This window comes from Paenibacillus sp. J31R120, from assembly GCF_056269225.1.
Window position 1 is genome coordinate 290,654 of record NZ_JBWDNN010000004.1, and the last position, 16,142, is coordinate 306,795.

13 protein-coding genes are annotated in these 16,142 nt (G+C 46.0%); 9 read left to right on the top strand and 4 right to left on the bottom strand.

Features of this window, described 5'->3' with window-relative positions; translation table 11 throughout:
* The first annotated feature begins 129 nt into the window (after positions 1–129).
* Positions 130–1,578 (top strand): ABC transporter substrate-binding protein, encoded by a 1,449-nt coding sequence (locus AC0YNW_RS16845; RefSeq protein WP_475832909.1) that lies wholly within the window; start codon positions 130–132, stop codon positions 1,576–1,578.
* Positions 1,579–1,649: 71 nt separating this feature from the next.
* Here the strand turns inward: AC0YNW_RS16845 and tkt are convergent, their stop codons facing one another.
* Genes tkt through AC0YNW_RS16860 form a run of 3 tightly spaced genes read right to left on the bottom strand, consistent with a single transcriptional unit; the run spans position 1,650 to position 6,466 of the window.
* Positions 1,650–3,656 carry a transketolase gene (tkt, locus tag AC0YNW_RS16850; protein ID WP_475832910.1) on the bottom strand — a complete coding sequence of 669 codons (2,007 nt, stop codon included), beginning with the start codon at positions 3,654–3,656 and terminating at the stop codon, positions 1,650–1,652.
* Between the two features lie 30 nt (positions 3,657–3,686).
* On the bottom strand, positions 3,687–5,372 hold the full coding sequence (locus AC0YNW_RS16855) for a ribulokinase (protein WP_475832911.1): 1,686 nt from the start codon (positions 5,370–5,372) through the stop codon (positions 3,687–3,689).
* Between the two features lie 44 nt (positions 5,373–5,416).
* Entirely contained in the window at positions 5,417–6,466 is a 1,050-nt protein-coding gene (locus AC0YNW_RS16860) for an NAD(P)-dependent alcohol dehydrogenase (RefSeq protein WP_475832912.1), read from the bottom strand.
* 285 nt (positions 6,467–6,751) lie between these two features.
* Here AC0YNW_RS16860 and AC0YNW_RS16865 point away from each other — a divergent pair, with 285 nt between their 5' ends.
* The 5 genes from AC0YNW_RS16865 (at position 6,752) to AC0YNW_RS16885 (ending at position 11,752) form a co-directional block, all read left to right on the top strand.
* Positions 6,752–7,978, top strand: a complete 1,227-nt coding sequence (locus tag AC0YNW_RS16865) for an ROK family protein (RefSeq protein ID WP_475832913.1) — start codon at positions 6,752–6,754, stop codon at positions 7,976–7,978.
* Between the two features lie 85 nt (positions 7,979–8,063).
* Positions 8,064–9,440 carry an ABC transporter substrate-binding protein gene (locus AC0YNW_RS16870; RefSeq protein WP_475832914.1) on the top strand — a complete coding sequence of 459 codons (1,377 nt, stop codon included), beginning with the start codon at positions 8,064–8,066 and terminating at the stop codon, positions 9,438–9,440.
* Between the two features lie 84 nt (positions 9,441–9,524).
* Positions 9,525–10,400: a carbohydrate ABC transporter permease gene (locus AC0YNW_RS16875; RefSeq protein WP_475832915.1), complete on the top strand. Its 876-nt coding sequence runs from the start codon at positions 9,525–9,527 to the stop codon at positions 10,398–10,400.
* Between the two features lie 23 nt (positions 10,401–10,423).
* On the top strand, positions 10,424–11,236 hold the full coding sequence (locus AC0YNW_RS16880) for a carbohydrate ABC transporter permease (RefSeq protein ID WP_475832916.1): 813 nt from the start codon (positions 10,424–10,426) through the stop codon (positions 11,234–11,236).
* Positions 11,237–11,416: 180 nt separating this feature from the next.
* Complete coding sequence (locus AC0YNW_RS16885) at positions 11,417–11,752, top strand: hypothetical protein (protein WP_475832917.1); 336 nt, start codon at positions 11,417–11,419, stop codon at positions 11,750–11,752.
* Positions 11,753–11,857: 105 nt separating this feature from the next.
* Here AC0YNW_RS16885 and AC0YNW_RS16890 read toward each other — a convergent pair whose 3' ends face one another.
* Positions 11,858–12,808 (bottom strand): toxin Cry1Ac domain D-VI-related protein, encoded by a 951-nt coding sequence (locus AC0YNW_RS16890; RefSeq protein WP_475832918.1) that lies wholly within the window; start codon positions 12,806–12,808, stop codon positions 11,858–11,860.
* A gap of 315 nt (positions 12,809–13,123) precedes the next feature.
* On the opposite strand from AC0YNW_RS16890, the gene AC0YNW_RS16895 reads away from it, so the two are divergent.
* From AC0YNW_RS16895 to AC0YNW_RS16905, 3 genes are all read left to right on the top strand, one after another.
* Positions 13,124–13,627, top strand: a complete 504-nt coding sequence (locus AC0YNW_RS16895) for an RNA polymerase sigma factor (RefSeq protein ID WP_475832919.1) — start codon at positions 13,124–13,126, stop codon at positions 13,625–13,627.
* Positions 13,624–15,486, top strand: a complete 1,863-nt coding sequence (locus AC0YNW_RS16900) for a TolB family protein (protein ID WP_475832920.1) — start codon at positions 13,624–13,626, stop codon at positions 15,484–15,486. Before AC0YNW_RS16895 ends, AC0YNW_RS16900 begins: the two co-directional genes overlap by 4 nt.
* 253 nt (positions 15,487–15,739) lie before the next feature.
* Positions 15,740–16,141, top strand: coding sequence for a hypothetical protein (locus AC0YNW_RS16905; protein WP_475832921.1), 402 nt, complete (start codon positions 15,740–15,742; stop codon positions 16,139–16,141).
* Position 16,142: the final 1 nt, after the last annotated feature.

The window sequence follows — 16,142 nt, forward strand, 5'->3', positions numbered from 1 at the left end:
ATATATTTTTCACTAAGTAATAATATTTCAAAAACTATTGACTAACTTTTGCCAATCGGTTTAAGATGATGTTAAATGAAAGCGCTTTATTTGTACGATGAGGAACATATCACAGGGAGGAACTTGAACATGAAGAGAAAAGTTGCTTCAACCGTGTTGGCAGTAACGCTATCTATGGGAATGATATTAGCTGCTTGTGGAACGAAGGCTCCCGTAGGAACACCAAGCGCAACTAAGCCTGCCGTCACCAGCAACACGGGAACGGATGCACCTGCTAAAGACACCATCACGGCTTTGCTTCCGCCTGTCTCTGCCAACTTTCAAAGTAATTTCGACGCCATGGAAAAAAAGTTCAATGAATTGTATCCTCATTTGACCTTGAAAATCGAACCGGCAAGCTGGGAAGATATGGCCCAGAAGCTCGATACGCAAGTTAATGCGGGAAGCCCTCCCGATCTTGCCTTCATCGGAGCGGATGTTGTCGCCAAATATGCGCAAATGGGCATGCTCATGGACATTAAGGATATTGTAACTCCAGAGATGGTGGAGGACTTCGACGAGGTGCCTTTGGAATATATGAAAAATGGGGATGGCTTATATGGTTTTCCGGCGTATATGTCCGTTCAATCCATCGGCGGAAACAAACAGGTTATGGAGGCTGCCGGGATCGATTGGAAGAAGGTGCAGCAAGAAGGCTGGACTTATGAACAATTCCGAGAGGCAATCAAAAAAGGCGTGGTACAGGAAAACGGCAAAACAACCCGTAACGGCTTTGTTTTTGCCACTGCCGGCGTCACATCGAAAGACTATTTAACCATACTGGTCAAAAACGCGGGCTTGCCTTCACCGTTTACGGAGGATCATAAGTACGCTTATACGAGCTCGAATTTCCTTGACGTATTGAAAGCGATTCGTGAAATGATTGACGACGGTTCCATGCCGAAGGAGCTGAGCTCGATTGATGCCGGGAAACGCTGGAATATGTTCCTCACAGGACAAACCATGATTACAGGCAAAGGCATGACTTCATTCGAGAATTCAGCGAATATCAATAACAAAAAAATCGATGCGAATGACGGCAGCGCGGTACAGGATAGCATTAAGGTAGATTATGTCGTTCTGCCGTTGCCCTCCTTCGGAGGCCATAAAGCGGTATCTCATACGGCTGTTGATGGTTACGTAACATTCCGCGGCAAAAAAGAACCAACGGATGAGCATAAAGCAAATGTGGTGAAAGCGGCATATTTCTTGGCGAGCGGGGAAATTGCAGCTACTGTGAATCATGAGTCGTTCCTGGTTGATATTACAGACAGCGGCCGCAAAGCGGCAGAAAGCATGGAATCCATACAAAATGCGGATAACTTTGCCGCGCTAGAGAATTTGCTCAAGCAGGCTGCACCGGCCCGACCGGATATTCCAATTGAACTGGGCGCAAAAGCGATCAAAGTGGAAACAGAGGTCATTATCCCTAAATTGCAAGCTTTGCTTGCCAATGAAATCACTCCGGAGGACATGTTTGAATCGGTTAAAAAGGCTGCGGCGGAGACGTTTGGAGCGGATGGTATTGTGCAAGAGTAATGATACACATAAAAAAGTTGCAGACATCATGTCTGCAACTTTTTTGCTGCGTTCTATAACGATTGCCCGGTTTATTGGACATCGAGCAGCTTCTTCACAAGCCCTGCAATCTGGCTAACGCTAAAGCCATACTGTTCGATGATCATATCTCCCGGCGCAGAAGCGCCGAATTTGTCAATTGCAATAATCTCGCCTTCATCGCCGACATAACGTTCCCAGCCTAGTGAGGAAGCCATCTCGATAGCAATCCGTTTTTTGAGAGACGGGGCTAATACAGATTGTTTATATGCCGAACTCTGCTTTTCGAAGCGGTCCCAAGACGGCATGCTGACAACGGCTGTATCGATTTGTTCCTCGGCCAGCGCTTGTTGGACTTGTACCGCCAGGTGAACCTCAGAGCCGGTTGCCAGCAATAACGCTTGCGGATTGTCAGTGTTGCCCTTGGAGATGATGTAAGCTCCTTTGGAGACTCCTTCATAAGCGAGCTGCTGGGTATCTTTCATAGTAGGCAGATTTTGCCGGCTAAGCACGAGTGCGGTAGGGACGTCTTGGGATTCTACCGCTAATCTCCATGCCGCTATTGTTTCATTGGCATCGGCTGGACGGATGATGGACAAATTAGGCATGGCTCTCAAGGAGGCCAGTTGCTCGATTGGCTCATGCGTTGGGCCGTCCTCACCTACTGCAATACTATCGTGAGTAAAGACGTAAGTAACAGGCAGTCCCATGAGTGCTGCTAGACGGATTGCCGGGCGCAAGTAGTCGGAGAATACGAAGAATGTGCCGGCATAAGGCTTTAATCCGCCATGCAACGCCAGGCCGTTGAGTATCGCGCCCATAGCAAACTCTCGAACGCCGAACCAAATATTTTGCCCGTTATAGGAGTCGGGTAGAAATGGCTTCGTATGTTTGATCATCGTTTTATTGGAGCTTGCTAGGTCAGCCGATCCGCCTATCATGCCTGGCATTTCCTTCGCCAGCACGTTGATGATTTCTTCCGACACAGCGCGGCTTGCAGCAGAGCTTCCAGCTGTATATTCCGGAAGGACTTTATCCCAGTCCAGTGTGAAATGATTCTCTATGGCCGCCAGTAGCTGCTTGGCCAGATCTGGATAAGCTAGAGCGTATTTTCCCCACAGCTCCTGCCAGGCTTTATCTTGCTGGACTCCTTTTTGAAACACTTCTGCTTGGAAATGCGTGTAGACTTCCTCAGGCACAAAAAAAGGAGTCTCATGCGTCCACTGCAACGCCTGTTTCGTTAATTTGGCTTCATCGGAGCCTAGAGGAGAGCCGTGGGATGCGGATTTGCCTGCTTTATTCGGCGAGCCGAAGCCGATTGTCGTTTTGATTTCTATGAGAGACGGTTTTGTGAGATCGGTCCTCGCAAGCTTCAGCGCCTGGGAGATTTGTTCCCCGTTATTCCCATCATCTACCCGGATATACTGCCAGCCTTGGGCAACAAATCGTTGCTCCACATTTTCGGAGAACGACATATGCAGCTCGCCATCGAGTGAAATGTCATTCGAATCGTACAACACAATTAACTTGCCCAGCTTCAAATGTCCTGCGAGCGATGCGGCTTCATAAGAAATACCCTCCATTAAATCCCCATCACCACAAATCGCATACGTAAAGTGGTCAATAACAGGCATTTCGGGCTGATTGTATACAGCGGCCAGATGCTGCTCCGCAATAGCGAGGCCTACCGCGGAAGCTATCCCTTGGCCAAGCGGACCGGTAGTCGCATCGACTCCCGGTGTATGCTTGTATTCCGGATGCCCCGGCGTCTTGCTTTGCCACTGGCGGAATTGCTTCAAATCTTCAATCGATAATGCATAACCGGATAGATGGAGCAAGCTGTACAGCAGGCTCGAGCCGTGACCGGCCGACAGGACAAAGCGGTCTCTATTGAACCAGTCCGGATTTTTGGGATTATGGTTCATATATTGGGTCCACAGCGTATAAGCCATCGGGGCGCAGCCGAGCGGCATGCCAGGATGCCCAGAATTCGCTTGTTCGATCATATCAATAGATAAGCTGCGCAGCGATTGAATAGACAGCTGTTCGATAGTAGTCATCAGATAGGCACGTCCTTTAATGAATGTAATTTATATGCGATGAAATTCCTCGACAGATTGAGCCAGTTGCAGATACTGCTTGTATCTCTTGGCGTAAGCTTGATGCTTCTCTGGATCTGGAGCATAGTCGGCTTCGTAAGGTTCACAATAAGTCTGCTGCGCTTCCTCGATGGTTGAGAATAAGCCGGCTGCAACAGCGGCATAGATGGCCGCTCCTTTCGCGCACACTTGATCCTGCTTGCTGATCATAATCGGCCGGCCCAATACGTCGCTCATCATTTGCATAATGTACGGGGATTTTTTGGCGATGCCTCCAATGACGATAATGCGGTCAATATGCAGTCCGTGTTCGATGAAGCTGTCAAATATACGCTTCGCGCCAAAAATAGCCGACATCAACAGTGATTGATAAATAGCAGGCGCCGTGCTTCCCAAATGAAGCCCTGCAATCGTTCCTTTCACAGCTTCATTTAATAGGGGATAACGCCTGCCGTTGAACCAATCCAGAGCAACGGGGTGATTAGCTGCCTGTAGCGGGATTTCCCTTGCCGCCGCTTCAAGGCTAGACAGCAACTGGTCGGAGCACTGCTCCTGCAACAGCTTTTTTTGATCTTTGGATAAGACGTCCGTTTGCTGAATCATTTGCTCGACCGGCCACATCAAGAGGGACTTGTACCATGCAAAAATATCACCAAAAGCGGCTTGTCCGGCTTCAATCCCTACATATCCGGGAATAATGGAGTGTTCAGCCAATCCGCAGACATGTTTCATTTCTTTGCCCGACAAGCGCTCCGGCTGCTCGATCATCATATCGACGGTGGAGGTGCCTGCCACCTTCACTAATGTGCGCGGCTGGATGCCTGCTCCTACAGCTCCGGCATGGGCGTCAAAGGAACTGCCGGAAATGATGACTTGTTCATTGATGCCTAACCTTGCCGCCCATTCCTTGGAGATGATGCCAATTGCGGTATCGGCATGCTGCGGTCCCGCGCCGTACCGGTCCCTGACCAATGCGAGATAAGGGTCCAACTGCTGAAGGCATTCTTCTGAAGGCAAGCCGCCAAAGGCGCTATGCCAAAGCGCTTTGTGGCCTGCCGCGCAAGAGGAGCGGTACATGGCCAGCGGATCCGTCTGTCCGGTGAGCAAGCTGGCGAACCAATCGCAATGCTCGATCCATGTGAAGGCAGCTTGCTTTACTGGTTCATCTATTCTGATCGTGTGCAATATTTTGGCCCAAAACCATTCCGAAGAATAGATGCCCTGATATTGCGTGTAGTCCACAGAATCAGCTGTCGAGAAGATCATATTAATTTCTTCAGCTTCCGCAACGGCGGTATGGTCTTTCCATAGATGAAACATCGCATTCGGGTTATCTGCGAATTCAGGCTTTAAGGCCAGCGGAACGCCGGCTTCATCGATAGGACATGGCGTTGAGCCGGTCGTATCAACGCCGATGCTAAGCAGACGCTCCCCGGCACGCTCGCCAGCACCCTGCAGCGCGGATCGGAAAGCAGTAGTAAAAGCTTCGATATAATCCAGGGGATGCTGCCGGAATTGGCTGATGCCGTCGTTGCAATACATTCGCTTGGCCCAGCGCGGATAGGCGCAGGATGCTTCCGAGACGGTTCGGCCCGAGGCTCCTTCTACTATAATGACTCTTACTGAATCGCTGCCAAAGTCTGCGCCGGCAACGATGGCGCCTGCGTTATTCTCCAAGTTAAGACCTCCTTTAATCGACGCAGCAGCTAGAGGGGATGCGGTTAGCGAATGCGGATGACGCATTTTGTAACCTTGTCTTTGTGCTGAATCGCTCTCTCCATACCCTCTTGAATGCGGTCAAATTCGAAAATATCGGAAACAATATCTTTAAGCGGGATAATGCCTTTGGACACAGCCTCAATCGCTTTCGGATAGATGTTGCGATAGCGGAATACCGTTTTTATGGTCATCTCATTGTCCACGATATGGTTGACATGCATTTGCGCTTTGCCGCTGCTGGTGTAGCCTACAAGAACGATTGTTCCGCCGCGCTTCGTCAGCTTAGCCGATTGCAATATCGTTGCTTCGGAGCCGGCTGTTTCAAATACATAATCTGCGCCTTCGCCGTTCGTAAGCGCCATGACGGTGTCAATCGCATTGACTTCGCTGGCATTGACGGTATGCGCGCAGCCCAATTGCTTGGCTTTGTCCAGACGGTTCTGCACAAGATCAACGACCGTAATATCATGCACACCCATGCTCTTTAGAGAAAGCATCGTTAACAGTCCGATCGCACCAGCGCCTAATATGACGGCAGATGCTCCCACCTCTGCGCCGGATTGCAGCGCGGCATGCATGCCGACAGCCAGTGGCTCCATCATTGCTCCTTCCATTGTGCTTACGTTATCCGGAAGCTTGAAGCATAGGTCGGCAGGGTGGGCGATGTATTCGGCGAAGCAGCCTTCCAGCACGGGAAGCGAGGCATAGAAATAGACCTTTGGACAAAGATTGTATTTTCCCGATTTACAATAATCGCATCTATAGCAAGGGATGCCAGGCTCTACAGCAACACGGTCTCCGGGCTTTAGTTCAGTTACATTTTTCCCGACGGCCTCTACGACTCCGCCCGGCTCATGACCAAGCACAATCGGATCGGTGACATGCTTTTCTCCAATAAAACCGTTTTCAAATAAATGCATATCTGAACCGCAGATTCCGACATAATCCAATTTGATCAACACGTCATCATCTTTCACTTGAGGAATCGGCTTTTGCTCAAAATCCAGTCTCCCTACAGTATTCATAATGGCTACCTTCATTGTTTTGCCCATGTTCTATTTCTCCTCATCTCAGCTAGTATTAATGATAAAATATACCCATATCATAAATTATAAAGTTTATCATGTAAACTATAAAGGCCGAAAAAAATTAATTGAAGATTCATCATTTCTTCTTAATTCGACAAAATAATCGGTATATTTACGTATGAAAAAGGAATTAAAGGTGTTGACAACGCTTCCAGTGTGTAATATATTCAAGTTGTCGAACAGAAAAGAGTTAATCATGTAAATTTTTTGAGCCAAAATAGTTTATATAATAAACAGAACGGAGGGCAAATGAAACGAGCGCAAAATATAGATGAAGTGAAAAGAGCCAACCGGGGGTTGGTACTGAATTTGCTGCTAAGACACCGACTTATTTCAAGATCGATGCTGGCGGCGAAGAGCGGATTGAATAAAGCAACCATAACCAATATCGTGAATGAATTTGTCGAGATGGGCGTGGTTAAGGAGCAAGGGCCGATATTATCGGATAATGGGCGCAAAATTACAGGAATAACACTGACTCTGGATGATGTGGCAACAGTGGCTGTAAGGATTAACCGCGATGCCATTGAATTCGCCTTGTGCGATATTCACGCGGCCGTGCTGCATAAGAGCATGGTCAGAATTGATAAGACGACACCTGTAGCTTCTATATTGGCGATTATTTACGAGGGAATTGACCAAATGATCGTCAAGAATGAGGGCAAGAAGGTATTAGGCATCGGAATAGCGATCGTCGGACCGCTCATGACCTTTAATCACACCACAATTGCGAAGGTATATGATATGCCGGAGCTTTCGAAGGTCGATTTTCAGGAGCAAATTCAAGCCAAATATCCACAATGGAGCGTCTTTATCGACCATGATGCCAACGTATCTGCATTAAGAGAATGGAGAGACTATGTAGAGGAAACAGGTCTTACCAGAGGCATTATGATGTACCTCAATTTGGGGGACGGTATTGGCGGAGGCATCATCATTGACGGCAATCTGATCCGCGGCAAGAACGGAATCGCAGGCGAGATCGGACATATGGGGATCAACTTTAATGCCAAACGAAATGAATTCAATAAGGTAGGCATCTTGGAGCGGTATGCGGCTCCGATGAATCTGATTCGGTCAGTGGAAGAGAGATTGCATGAGTTTCCCCATTCGCAGCTGCATGAGCATTCTACGATAAGCGATATTTATCATTATTACGAGAAGGACGATGAGCTGGCCGTATGGGCAGTGAATCAGATGGCTTGGTTTCTTTCCTACGGGATCAAAAATCTTCTGTACATCCTGAACCCGGACACGATTGTTTTCGGCGATATGATTGTAAGCTCGCCCAAATTGCTGGCGCAATTAAAGCTTAATTTAAGCTATGACCTGCCGGAAGAAATCGTGGACTCTATTGATATTCGCTTCTCCAGCTATGAAAAAGGCGGCATGTTGGAAGGGGCCGGATTAATGGTTGTGAAGAAGTATATGGACTCGCTCGACATTATTGATTTCATTGAAACCCACTACGGGTAGTCATTGAAGGAGTGAGAACAGAGACAAGCCGGGGAAGCAAAGCATAATGAAGTTGTTCTTATTTCATATAATGGAGGGTCTATGTATGAAGAAACAGTTTAAGTATGCCATTAGTTTGATTTCGATTGTGGCTTTGGCAGGGACGTTGTTAGTCGGATGCTCGGGCGGCAAAGACAAAAATGCAAATGAAGAAGTCGTGCTGAACATCGCTACGGTCAATAACAACGACATGGTCATTATGGAAGAGATGACTTCCGAGTTTACAGCGAAAACAGGCGTCAAAGTGAATTATACCGTTCTTTCTGAAAATGAGATTCGCTCAAAAATTACGCAGGATGTTGGCCTCGGCGGCGGGCAATATGATTTATTTACAATCGGCGCTCAGGATTCAGCCGTTTATTTGAACAATGGATGGACAGAGCCGCTGGATGGATTGCTGAATGGCATGAGCGAGGAGGACAAAAAGAACTATGACCTGGAGGATGTTTTTCCAGTAGTCAGAGACTCGTTGTCTTCTGAATCGAAAGGATTGGGAGCGCTGCCATTCTATGCAGAGACAACTCTGCTATTCTACAACAAAGAGATTTTTGAATCGAAAAACTTGACGATGCCTGAAAATCCAACATGGGACCAAGTGTATGAGCTGGCTGTAGCGGCACATGACAAGGATAAAGGCATTGCCGGTATTGCACTAAGAGGCTTGCCTGGCAGCGGACAAAACATGTTTATTTTCAGCTCAATCGCCAATGCGTTCGGGGCGCAATATTACGATATGGACTGGAAGGCGACATTCAACACACCAGAGATGAAAAATGCGATCGAATTCTATAAGAAGATTTTGGCTGATGCCGGACAAGCGGGACCAACCTCGACAGGTTATACAGAAGCTCTGAATCTCATGTCTACTGGAAAAGCGGCCATGTGGTATGACGCCAGCGTATCGGCTGGTACGCTTGCCAACTCCAAGGATTCCCTTGTCACGGGGAAAATCGGCTATGCCATGGCGCCGCTTCAAGTGAAGCAAGATGCGACCAATACGATTGGCGGATGGGGCATAGCGATTAACGCTTCCTCCAAGAAGAAAGAAGCGGCATTCCAGTTTCTAACTTGGGCGACAAGCAAGGAGTACATTAACCTTGTAGGCGAGAAGAAGGGCTGGGAAAGCACGCCTTCCGGCACCCGCGTATCCACGTATGACAATGAAAACTATAAGAAAGCCAGTGATTTTGCGGACATTACGAAAGAAGCGATCCTGAAGGTGGATTTCTTTAATCCCGCTATCAATAAAACACCGTACACAGGCAATTCCATTCCGAATATGGCTGAATACTCATCATGGGGCGAACAAATCGCACAATTGCTTGCTTCTTATCTAGTCGGTCAAAAAAATATTGACGCCGTATTGGCAGAAGGACAAAAGGTACTGACGGATGTAGCGGTTGCGGGAGAATATGCGAAGTAAACCATAGAACTTCACTCTCCAAAATTACTGGTACGTGCGAGGTACGTACCAGTAATTTTATTAATAGACAAGAGGAGAAGAATCATGACTACAAAGGGCGATAAGAGCAAATTATTAATTCTTCCGGCACTCATTGTTGTAGGAATTGTCACTCAGATTCCATTTATCCTTACCATCATCTATTCCTTTATTAGCTGGAACGTCAAGAGACCCGATTTGGGTATAAATTTCGCTGGATTCAGCAATTACAAGAAAATATTGACGGATGGCCAGTTCTACCAGGTCATATTAAATTCCCTGCTCATTGTGGTCGTTGGTCTAACGATTTGTACCGTGCTTGGCATATTATTCGGCTTGATGCTCAATCGTGAGTTCAAGGGCGTGAACCTGCTCAGAACACTGTTTGTCATTCCTTATTTTGTGATGGAAGCTGTAGTCGGGATCATATGGAAAACGCTCATGCTGAACCCGTCGCTTGGTCTCAATTATTATATCTCCAATGCGCTGGGGCTCGAGCCCATAGATTTCTTCGGCAAATATGCATTGCTCACGATTATGTTATTGATTATCTGGCAGTGGACTCCGTTCTTCTTCCTTATCATTATGTCGGGACTTCAGAACATGCCGTCAGAAATTTTGGAGAGCGCAAGAATAGACGGGGCTACAGGCTGGAAGCTGCTGCTGCATATTCAATTGCCTTTAATCAGAGATCACATCAATGTCGCTATGACACTAGGATTAATTAATATTTTGAAGGTATTTGGTTTGATTTATGTCACGACATCCGGTGGTCCGGGCAGCTCGTCAAGCAATTTGCCGTATTATTCGTACAAGGCGCTGTTCTATGACTGGAACGTGGGGACTGCCGCTGCGATTGCAGTCGTTACCGTTGCTCTTACGCTTATTGTTGTCCAACGGTTTTATGGATTTATGAACAAAAACAACTCGAAGAATATATGAACATAGTCTAGGCGGTGAGGAAATTGAGTAGACGATTGAATAGAAATCTGTTGACAACAATGGCGTATGTAATCGTAATGTTATGGCTATTCCCGATGTTGTACATGTTTCTGTCCAGCTTCAAATTTGAAAGCCAGGTTGCTGTTCCATCCTTAAGCTTTACACCGACATTGGACAATTATCGGGCTGTTGTCACTCCCGAATTTTTCAAATATTTATCCAACTCTGTGCAAATTACTTTCGGTACAGTTATCGTATCGGCTGTTCTAGGCGTGCTTGCCGCCTATGCGTTAGTCTTTTCCGGTATCAAAAAAGCGAATAGCATTTACTTCTGGTTTATTACCACCATCTTTTTGCCGGCGGTTGCCGTGATTACTCCTATCTATATTTTGTTGGCGAAAGCTCATTTGTTGGATACAAAGTTTGCATTAATTTTGTTGAATACAGGAGCGGGAATTCCTTTGATGATCTGGATGTGTACGACCTACTTTAAGGAGATTCCCGGTGAAATTATAGAAGCGGCTAAGATAGACGGTTGTTCGAGAGCGGGTACTTTCTTCAAGATTATGCTGCCGCTTGTGAAGAACGGCATCATCTCATCCGCCCTGCTGGTGTTTGTTGTAACGTGGAATGAGTTTTTCTTTGCCGTAACGGCAACCGCCACCCAATCTGCAACCTTGCCGGTATATATGAGCAAGTTCATGACGCAGCAAGGGTTTTTCTGGGGCAAAATGTCGGCGGCAGGTACGATGGTTGTAATCGTGCCTATTCTAATCGGCTTCTTTACCTACAAGTCATTCGTGAAAGGGCTGACAGCGGGCTCGGTTAAAGGGTAGTTTAAATGATTGAATTAGAGAGCGGCCATAAAGAGGCTGCTCTTTTTTGCGTCAAATGAGATGGTTATGAGAAGGCAGGATGATATTCGCAAATGGAGGGATTTTGTTAATGGATGTAGTAATAGTTCATAGGACAGTCTGAATGTATGAGAGAATTCTCGAAAGTGTGGGGATAGTTGTATGAAGATGATGTGGTGCTGGCGCTGCAAAAGCGATATGCCTATGCTGGATGAAGAGGAATATGTCCGTATTCATCAGCTTTTTGGCGAGGCTATGAAGGATGGCGAGAAGTTTAGAGAAGAGCATGGATTGTCGATGGGTCAGCTTTCTATGGATGAGAGATTCCGTCCTGTTGTTAAGGAATATGAACGGCTGACCGGTGTGGCGGGACTCCATCATAATGCGATCATGCATCATCGAACTTCTTTATTCGGTCCCCCATGCGGGAATTGTGGCAAGCCTCTGCGAACGCCTAATGCTAAGCTGTGTGTTAGTTGCGGGCAGGTAAAATATTGAGTGAATATAGAAGGGGAAAAGAGGTCGTTAAGATAATGTTCAACTTAATAAAAGCGGCAAACCAGATCGTCTGGATTTGCCGCTTTTCAATGTATCGTTAGAGATCTATTCTGAGGATATTTCGGTGATAGAAACAACCTCTTGATTCTTTAGCATATTAAACAGTCTTGGTGAGGCATAATATTGCCCGTTATATTCCACCACATCGCCAGACAATAAATTTTTCAACAGTGTAGCCGGATCTCCTGTACTGTAAGGCACCCACTCTGAAATGTCGAATGAACCGCTCGATTTTTTGGATTCCTTAGCCTTCTTGGCCTCCGCTTCAGCTTTAGCCTTGGCTTCAGCCTCCGCCTTGGCTTTCGCTTCTGCCTCGGCTTTTATTTTTGCCTGCAATAACTCATCTGCGCTCTGAACAGAGGCTAATAATGTAGTTTTAGCGGTTTCTTGTTTAATGCTTGCGACCTTTGCTTTTGCATCGTCGATTTCTTTTTGAGTAAGTGCCTCTTTAATAGCAGATTTCTCAGGCGATGCGAACAGTGCTTCCACGGTCTGGGTTGTCGCGTTAATTTGCTCCATTTGAGCTTCAGCATCCGTAATTTTTAGCAATTGATCATCGACAAAAGCAGGCTTGTCTGCCTTTAAGGCATCCAATTTTTCTTTGTAAGGAGCCACATCGGCAGATTCGCTCACTGCGCCATTGGCATCAAAGATGCCCGCAATTTCCTGTTTGACAGCAAACATCTTATCTGCAAATTTCATATCCAGAGCAGCCTGGTCCAATAACACCGATGCCTCAGCGGAAAGTTTTTTTCCTTGATAGCTGACAAACAACTCGTTTGTCGCATTTATTTTTGTGCTGTCCGTGCCATCAGCCAGATTTGATTTTTGTGAGTCTTGATAGAGGGAATCAACTTGAGCTTGAATAGCGGCGATGTCAGCCAAAACAGCAAGCTCTTTTTTCTTTTTGTCATTGTTGACTTTCCAAATCGTGAAGCCTGCTGCGCAGGCTATCAATACAATAGCCGCTAGCGAAATGATGGTTACCTTTTTCATGTCCAGTCTCCTTAATTATAGTAGATCTCACTGAAACCAGCAGTAGCTAGAAGGAGAGGTTCGACCCTGGACTATCGTGCAACGATAATGGAGAAAGACCTATCAATCTGAGGCGAAAGTCTTGTTTCTAATGATATCGATATCCTATTATATAATCATTTTTCCTGCTTTGGTAGATCTATCTAGTGAAATAGTTGTAGAGGCAGCTATGTCCCCGCAGACCCTTAGCGGGGTCTTTTTTTATTATGTTTGGATAGTCATTGATACTTTTTTGAGTCGGTGCCGTTAATACTTATGGAAGGGGAGTGCAGGCAAGTGAATGATCCATTCGTTGCTGTTTACGATGAGTATTTTGATGATATTTATCGATTCGTGCTATATAAAACCGGAAACAGATGGGACACGGATGATCTCGTGAGCGAAATATTTCGAAAAGCGTTTCAGCATTATCGAAATCGACCGGTCGATGAGGGGCGAGTGAAGCCATGGCTGTTCACTATAGCCCGCAACACGGTAATCGATCATTACCGCAAGAAACAAGAATGGGTATACGGACATGATCCTGAAGTACTTGGGTACACCCACATAAGCGAGCTTATGGAGACCATCGATCTTCAGCATGATTGCTTGAAGCAATCCTTGCTCGCACTCGCACCGGATGAACGCGAAATGATCAACCTTAAATATATTGCCGGAATGAAATATTCCGAGATAAGCCAAGTGATCGGCAAAGCGGAGCTGTGGCTTAAAACAAAGGTTCAACGGATTAGACAAAAGATGGCATTGTCGATCAACAAGTGCATGGAGGTGTTGAAATGAACGACAAGGAGCTGGATGTGCTCATGGAGGACTTCAAGAGCAAGCTTCCCGTAAATGAGCAATTAAAAGCGGAACTCCGCCGATCATTTAATCAAAGGTCTGTAAGGAGGCAACGTTCTCGCCGTACTCGCAGCTTATGGGCAGGCACCGTCGCTCTAATACTCTGTTTGGTTATTGCAGGGAACATGTGGTTTAACAACAGCTCTGTTCCAAGGGCAGAAGCGGCAACGCTGCATTTTAGCCAAACCTTTTCCTTATTGGAGCAATTAGGAGAGGAGAACAGCTCGGGCATGGCGGAATATGGCGGCATCGTCTACCTTCCACTTAAGGATAGAGGACTATACGCTTATGATAAAAAGGGGCTTTATCCATTAATTCACGGCAATATTGAATTTGTTCGGGTATCTCCGAGCGGCAATGAACTGGTTTATGTAGAGGATGGAAGCTTAAGATTATATGAAATCGAAAGCAATAGTAGCCGCGATCTGCTTATGAGAAGCACATCACAGGAAAGAATGGAGACTCCCGCATGGTCGCCGGACGGTTCCAAGATTTTATTTGTGCAGACGGGAGATTATGAGGCGACAAGCCAAATTATGGAGCTTGAGCTTAAGAATAGCTCTGTGAAGGAAATTGCGGTTGGAACATACCCGTCATATATGGCTGATCAGAAGTCGATTCTGTTCGAGCGCGAAAATAAAATTATGAGCAAAAGTTTGGACAATGGGCAAGAAGCGGTGCTGGATTCAGGGCGGTATCCGGCTATATCGAATGACGGCGCCTATATAGCATACATTAAAAAATCCCAAGGAGAACCTGCGCTTGAGGACATCTGGGTAGCGGACTCCGATTTCAAGACGAGCAAGCAAGTGACCCGCAATAGCTTGGCTGATGCGTGGGACCCTAATACCGGACAGCTAATTGAAGGCAAGCAGCAGCCGCGCTATACCTTTGAAGAACCTGTATGGAGCAACGACAGCCGGCAATTATTTGTCTACAAAGTGTTTCATACTAATGAAGTCTGGAAAAAGCTGATGCAATTCGAGGTTTCTGATAAGATGGCTGGTCCGGAAGAGGTAGTAGCTGGATCCATTCAAGCGCTAATTTACCGGGATGAAGATTTTGCCCATAGCTTTTTTAGCTATGATCCGGGGTATCTGAAAGGAACAAGCCCTCGCCAGGTTGGATACAGGATTTTAAACAGTGGCCAAGAGAACGGAAAGACATATGTAGATGCCAATACGTATTTATCTTACTCAGACCCTTATTATGAGATTCAATCCACTCGTTATTGGCTGTCCAAAAGCGACAGCGGATATTTGATTGATGCCATGGAGGAAATAAACAATCATGTCATCTCTATCTCCAATGGAGAGGTTACACGAACAGCCGATAATGACGCTTCTCAGTTCATATTTGCGCTAAAGGACTTACCCGTAGAAGGGGATTGGAGCAATGGAGATATTTACAGCTTGGTGTATGAGGAAACAACAGGGGATGTCTACTTTACGCTTAACCGGCAGAAGCAGCAACAGAGTCGAATGGACCTATTGAAGTATGAGTCAGGCACCAAGAAGTTTGCGGAGATTACATCGCTAGGAGAGGCAGATACGACACATCTCATGATCATGGACTCGGAGCAGAGATATGTGGCAGTAGAGATGTTGATTAATGGGAATGAAGACATCGTTGTATATGATCTGAAGCGTCAAAAAAAACAGGTACTCTCCGAAGTTGTGCTAGGTGAAAATATAGAATCCGTGCACACCCGATTCTGGAAGGATGGACAATTAATATACTTCTCACATATGGAAGGCAGAGATGTATTCCTCCAATATGATCCGGAATCAACTGAATAAACATGATTAAGCAGCTTGTGCAGCCCTCTCTTATTGGAGAGGGCTTTTAATGCAAAAGGAATGATGTGGGAGGCAATTTAGCTTTATGGTATGGTGGGAATAGCGTTATTTAACAAGAAGGTGAGGGTAAACAACAATGACAACCGTATATGTCCACGTGCGTCATTTTCTATTCTGGTATGGTGTATATGGTTTTTGTGAGAAGAGCTGCAATGACGAGATTTCGTTGTATGCGGACAAGGGGGAAACCGTAATGCTGGGTTATTTTGATCTATCGACGGAGCCATGTTTAAGACATATGTTGGAGCATGAGCTTGATCGGGAGAATAATAGAGAGTTTTATGAGGAGATAGAATCCTTTTTGCAAGGAAGCGGCGAAGTGTCTTATTCTTTTATATATCCTCGAGATAAGGAGGACCTCGCTTATCAGGTCGAGCATGATGCTCCAGTTAATGAACATGGACATAAGCCTGTATATATTTCTATGTTCTCAAAATATTCAAAGGCATGGGACATGCAAGAAATTGAAAAATGTATAAAGATACTTAATGACGACTTTTTGCATTTGAAAATCGGCAAAATTGAGTTTCTAGGCATTCCAACCTACGAAGAGACAAAAAAGTCGTTCGAACAAGATTACGCACCTTATATTTAAA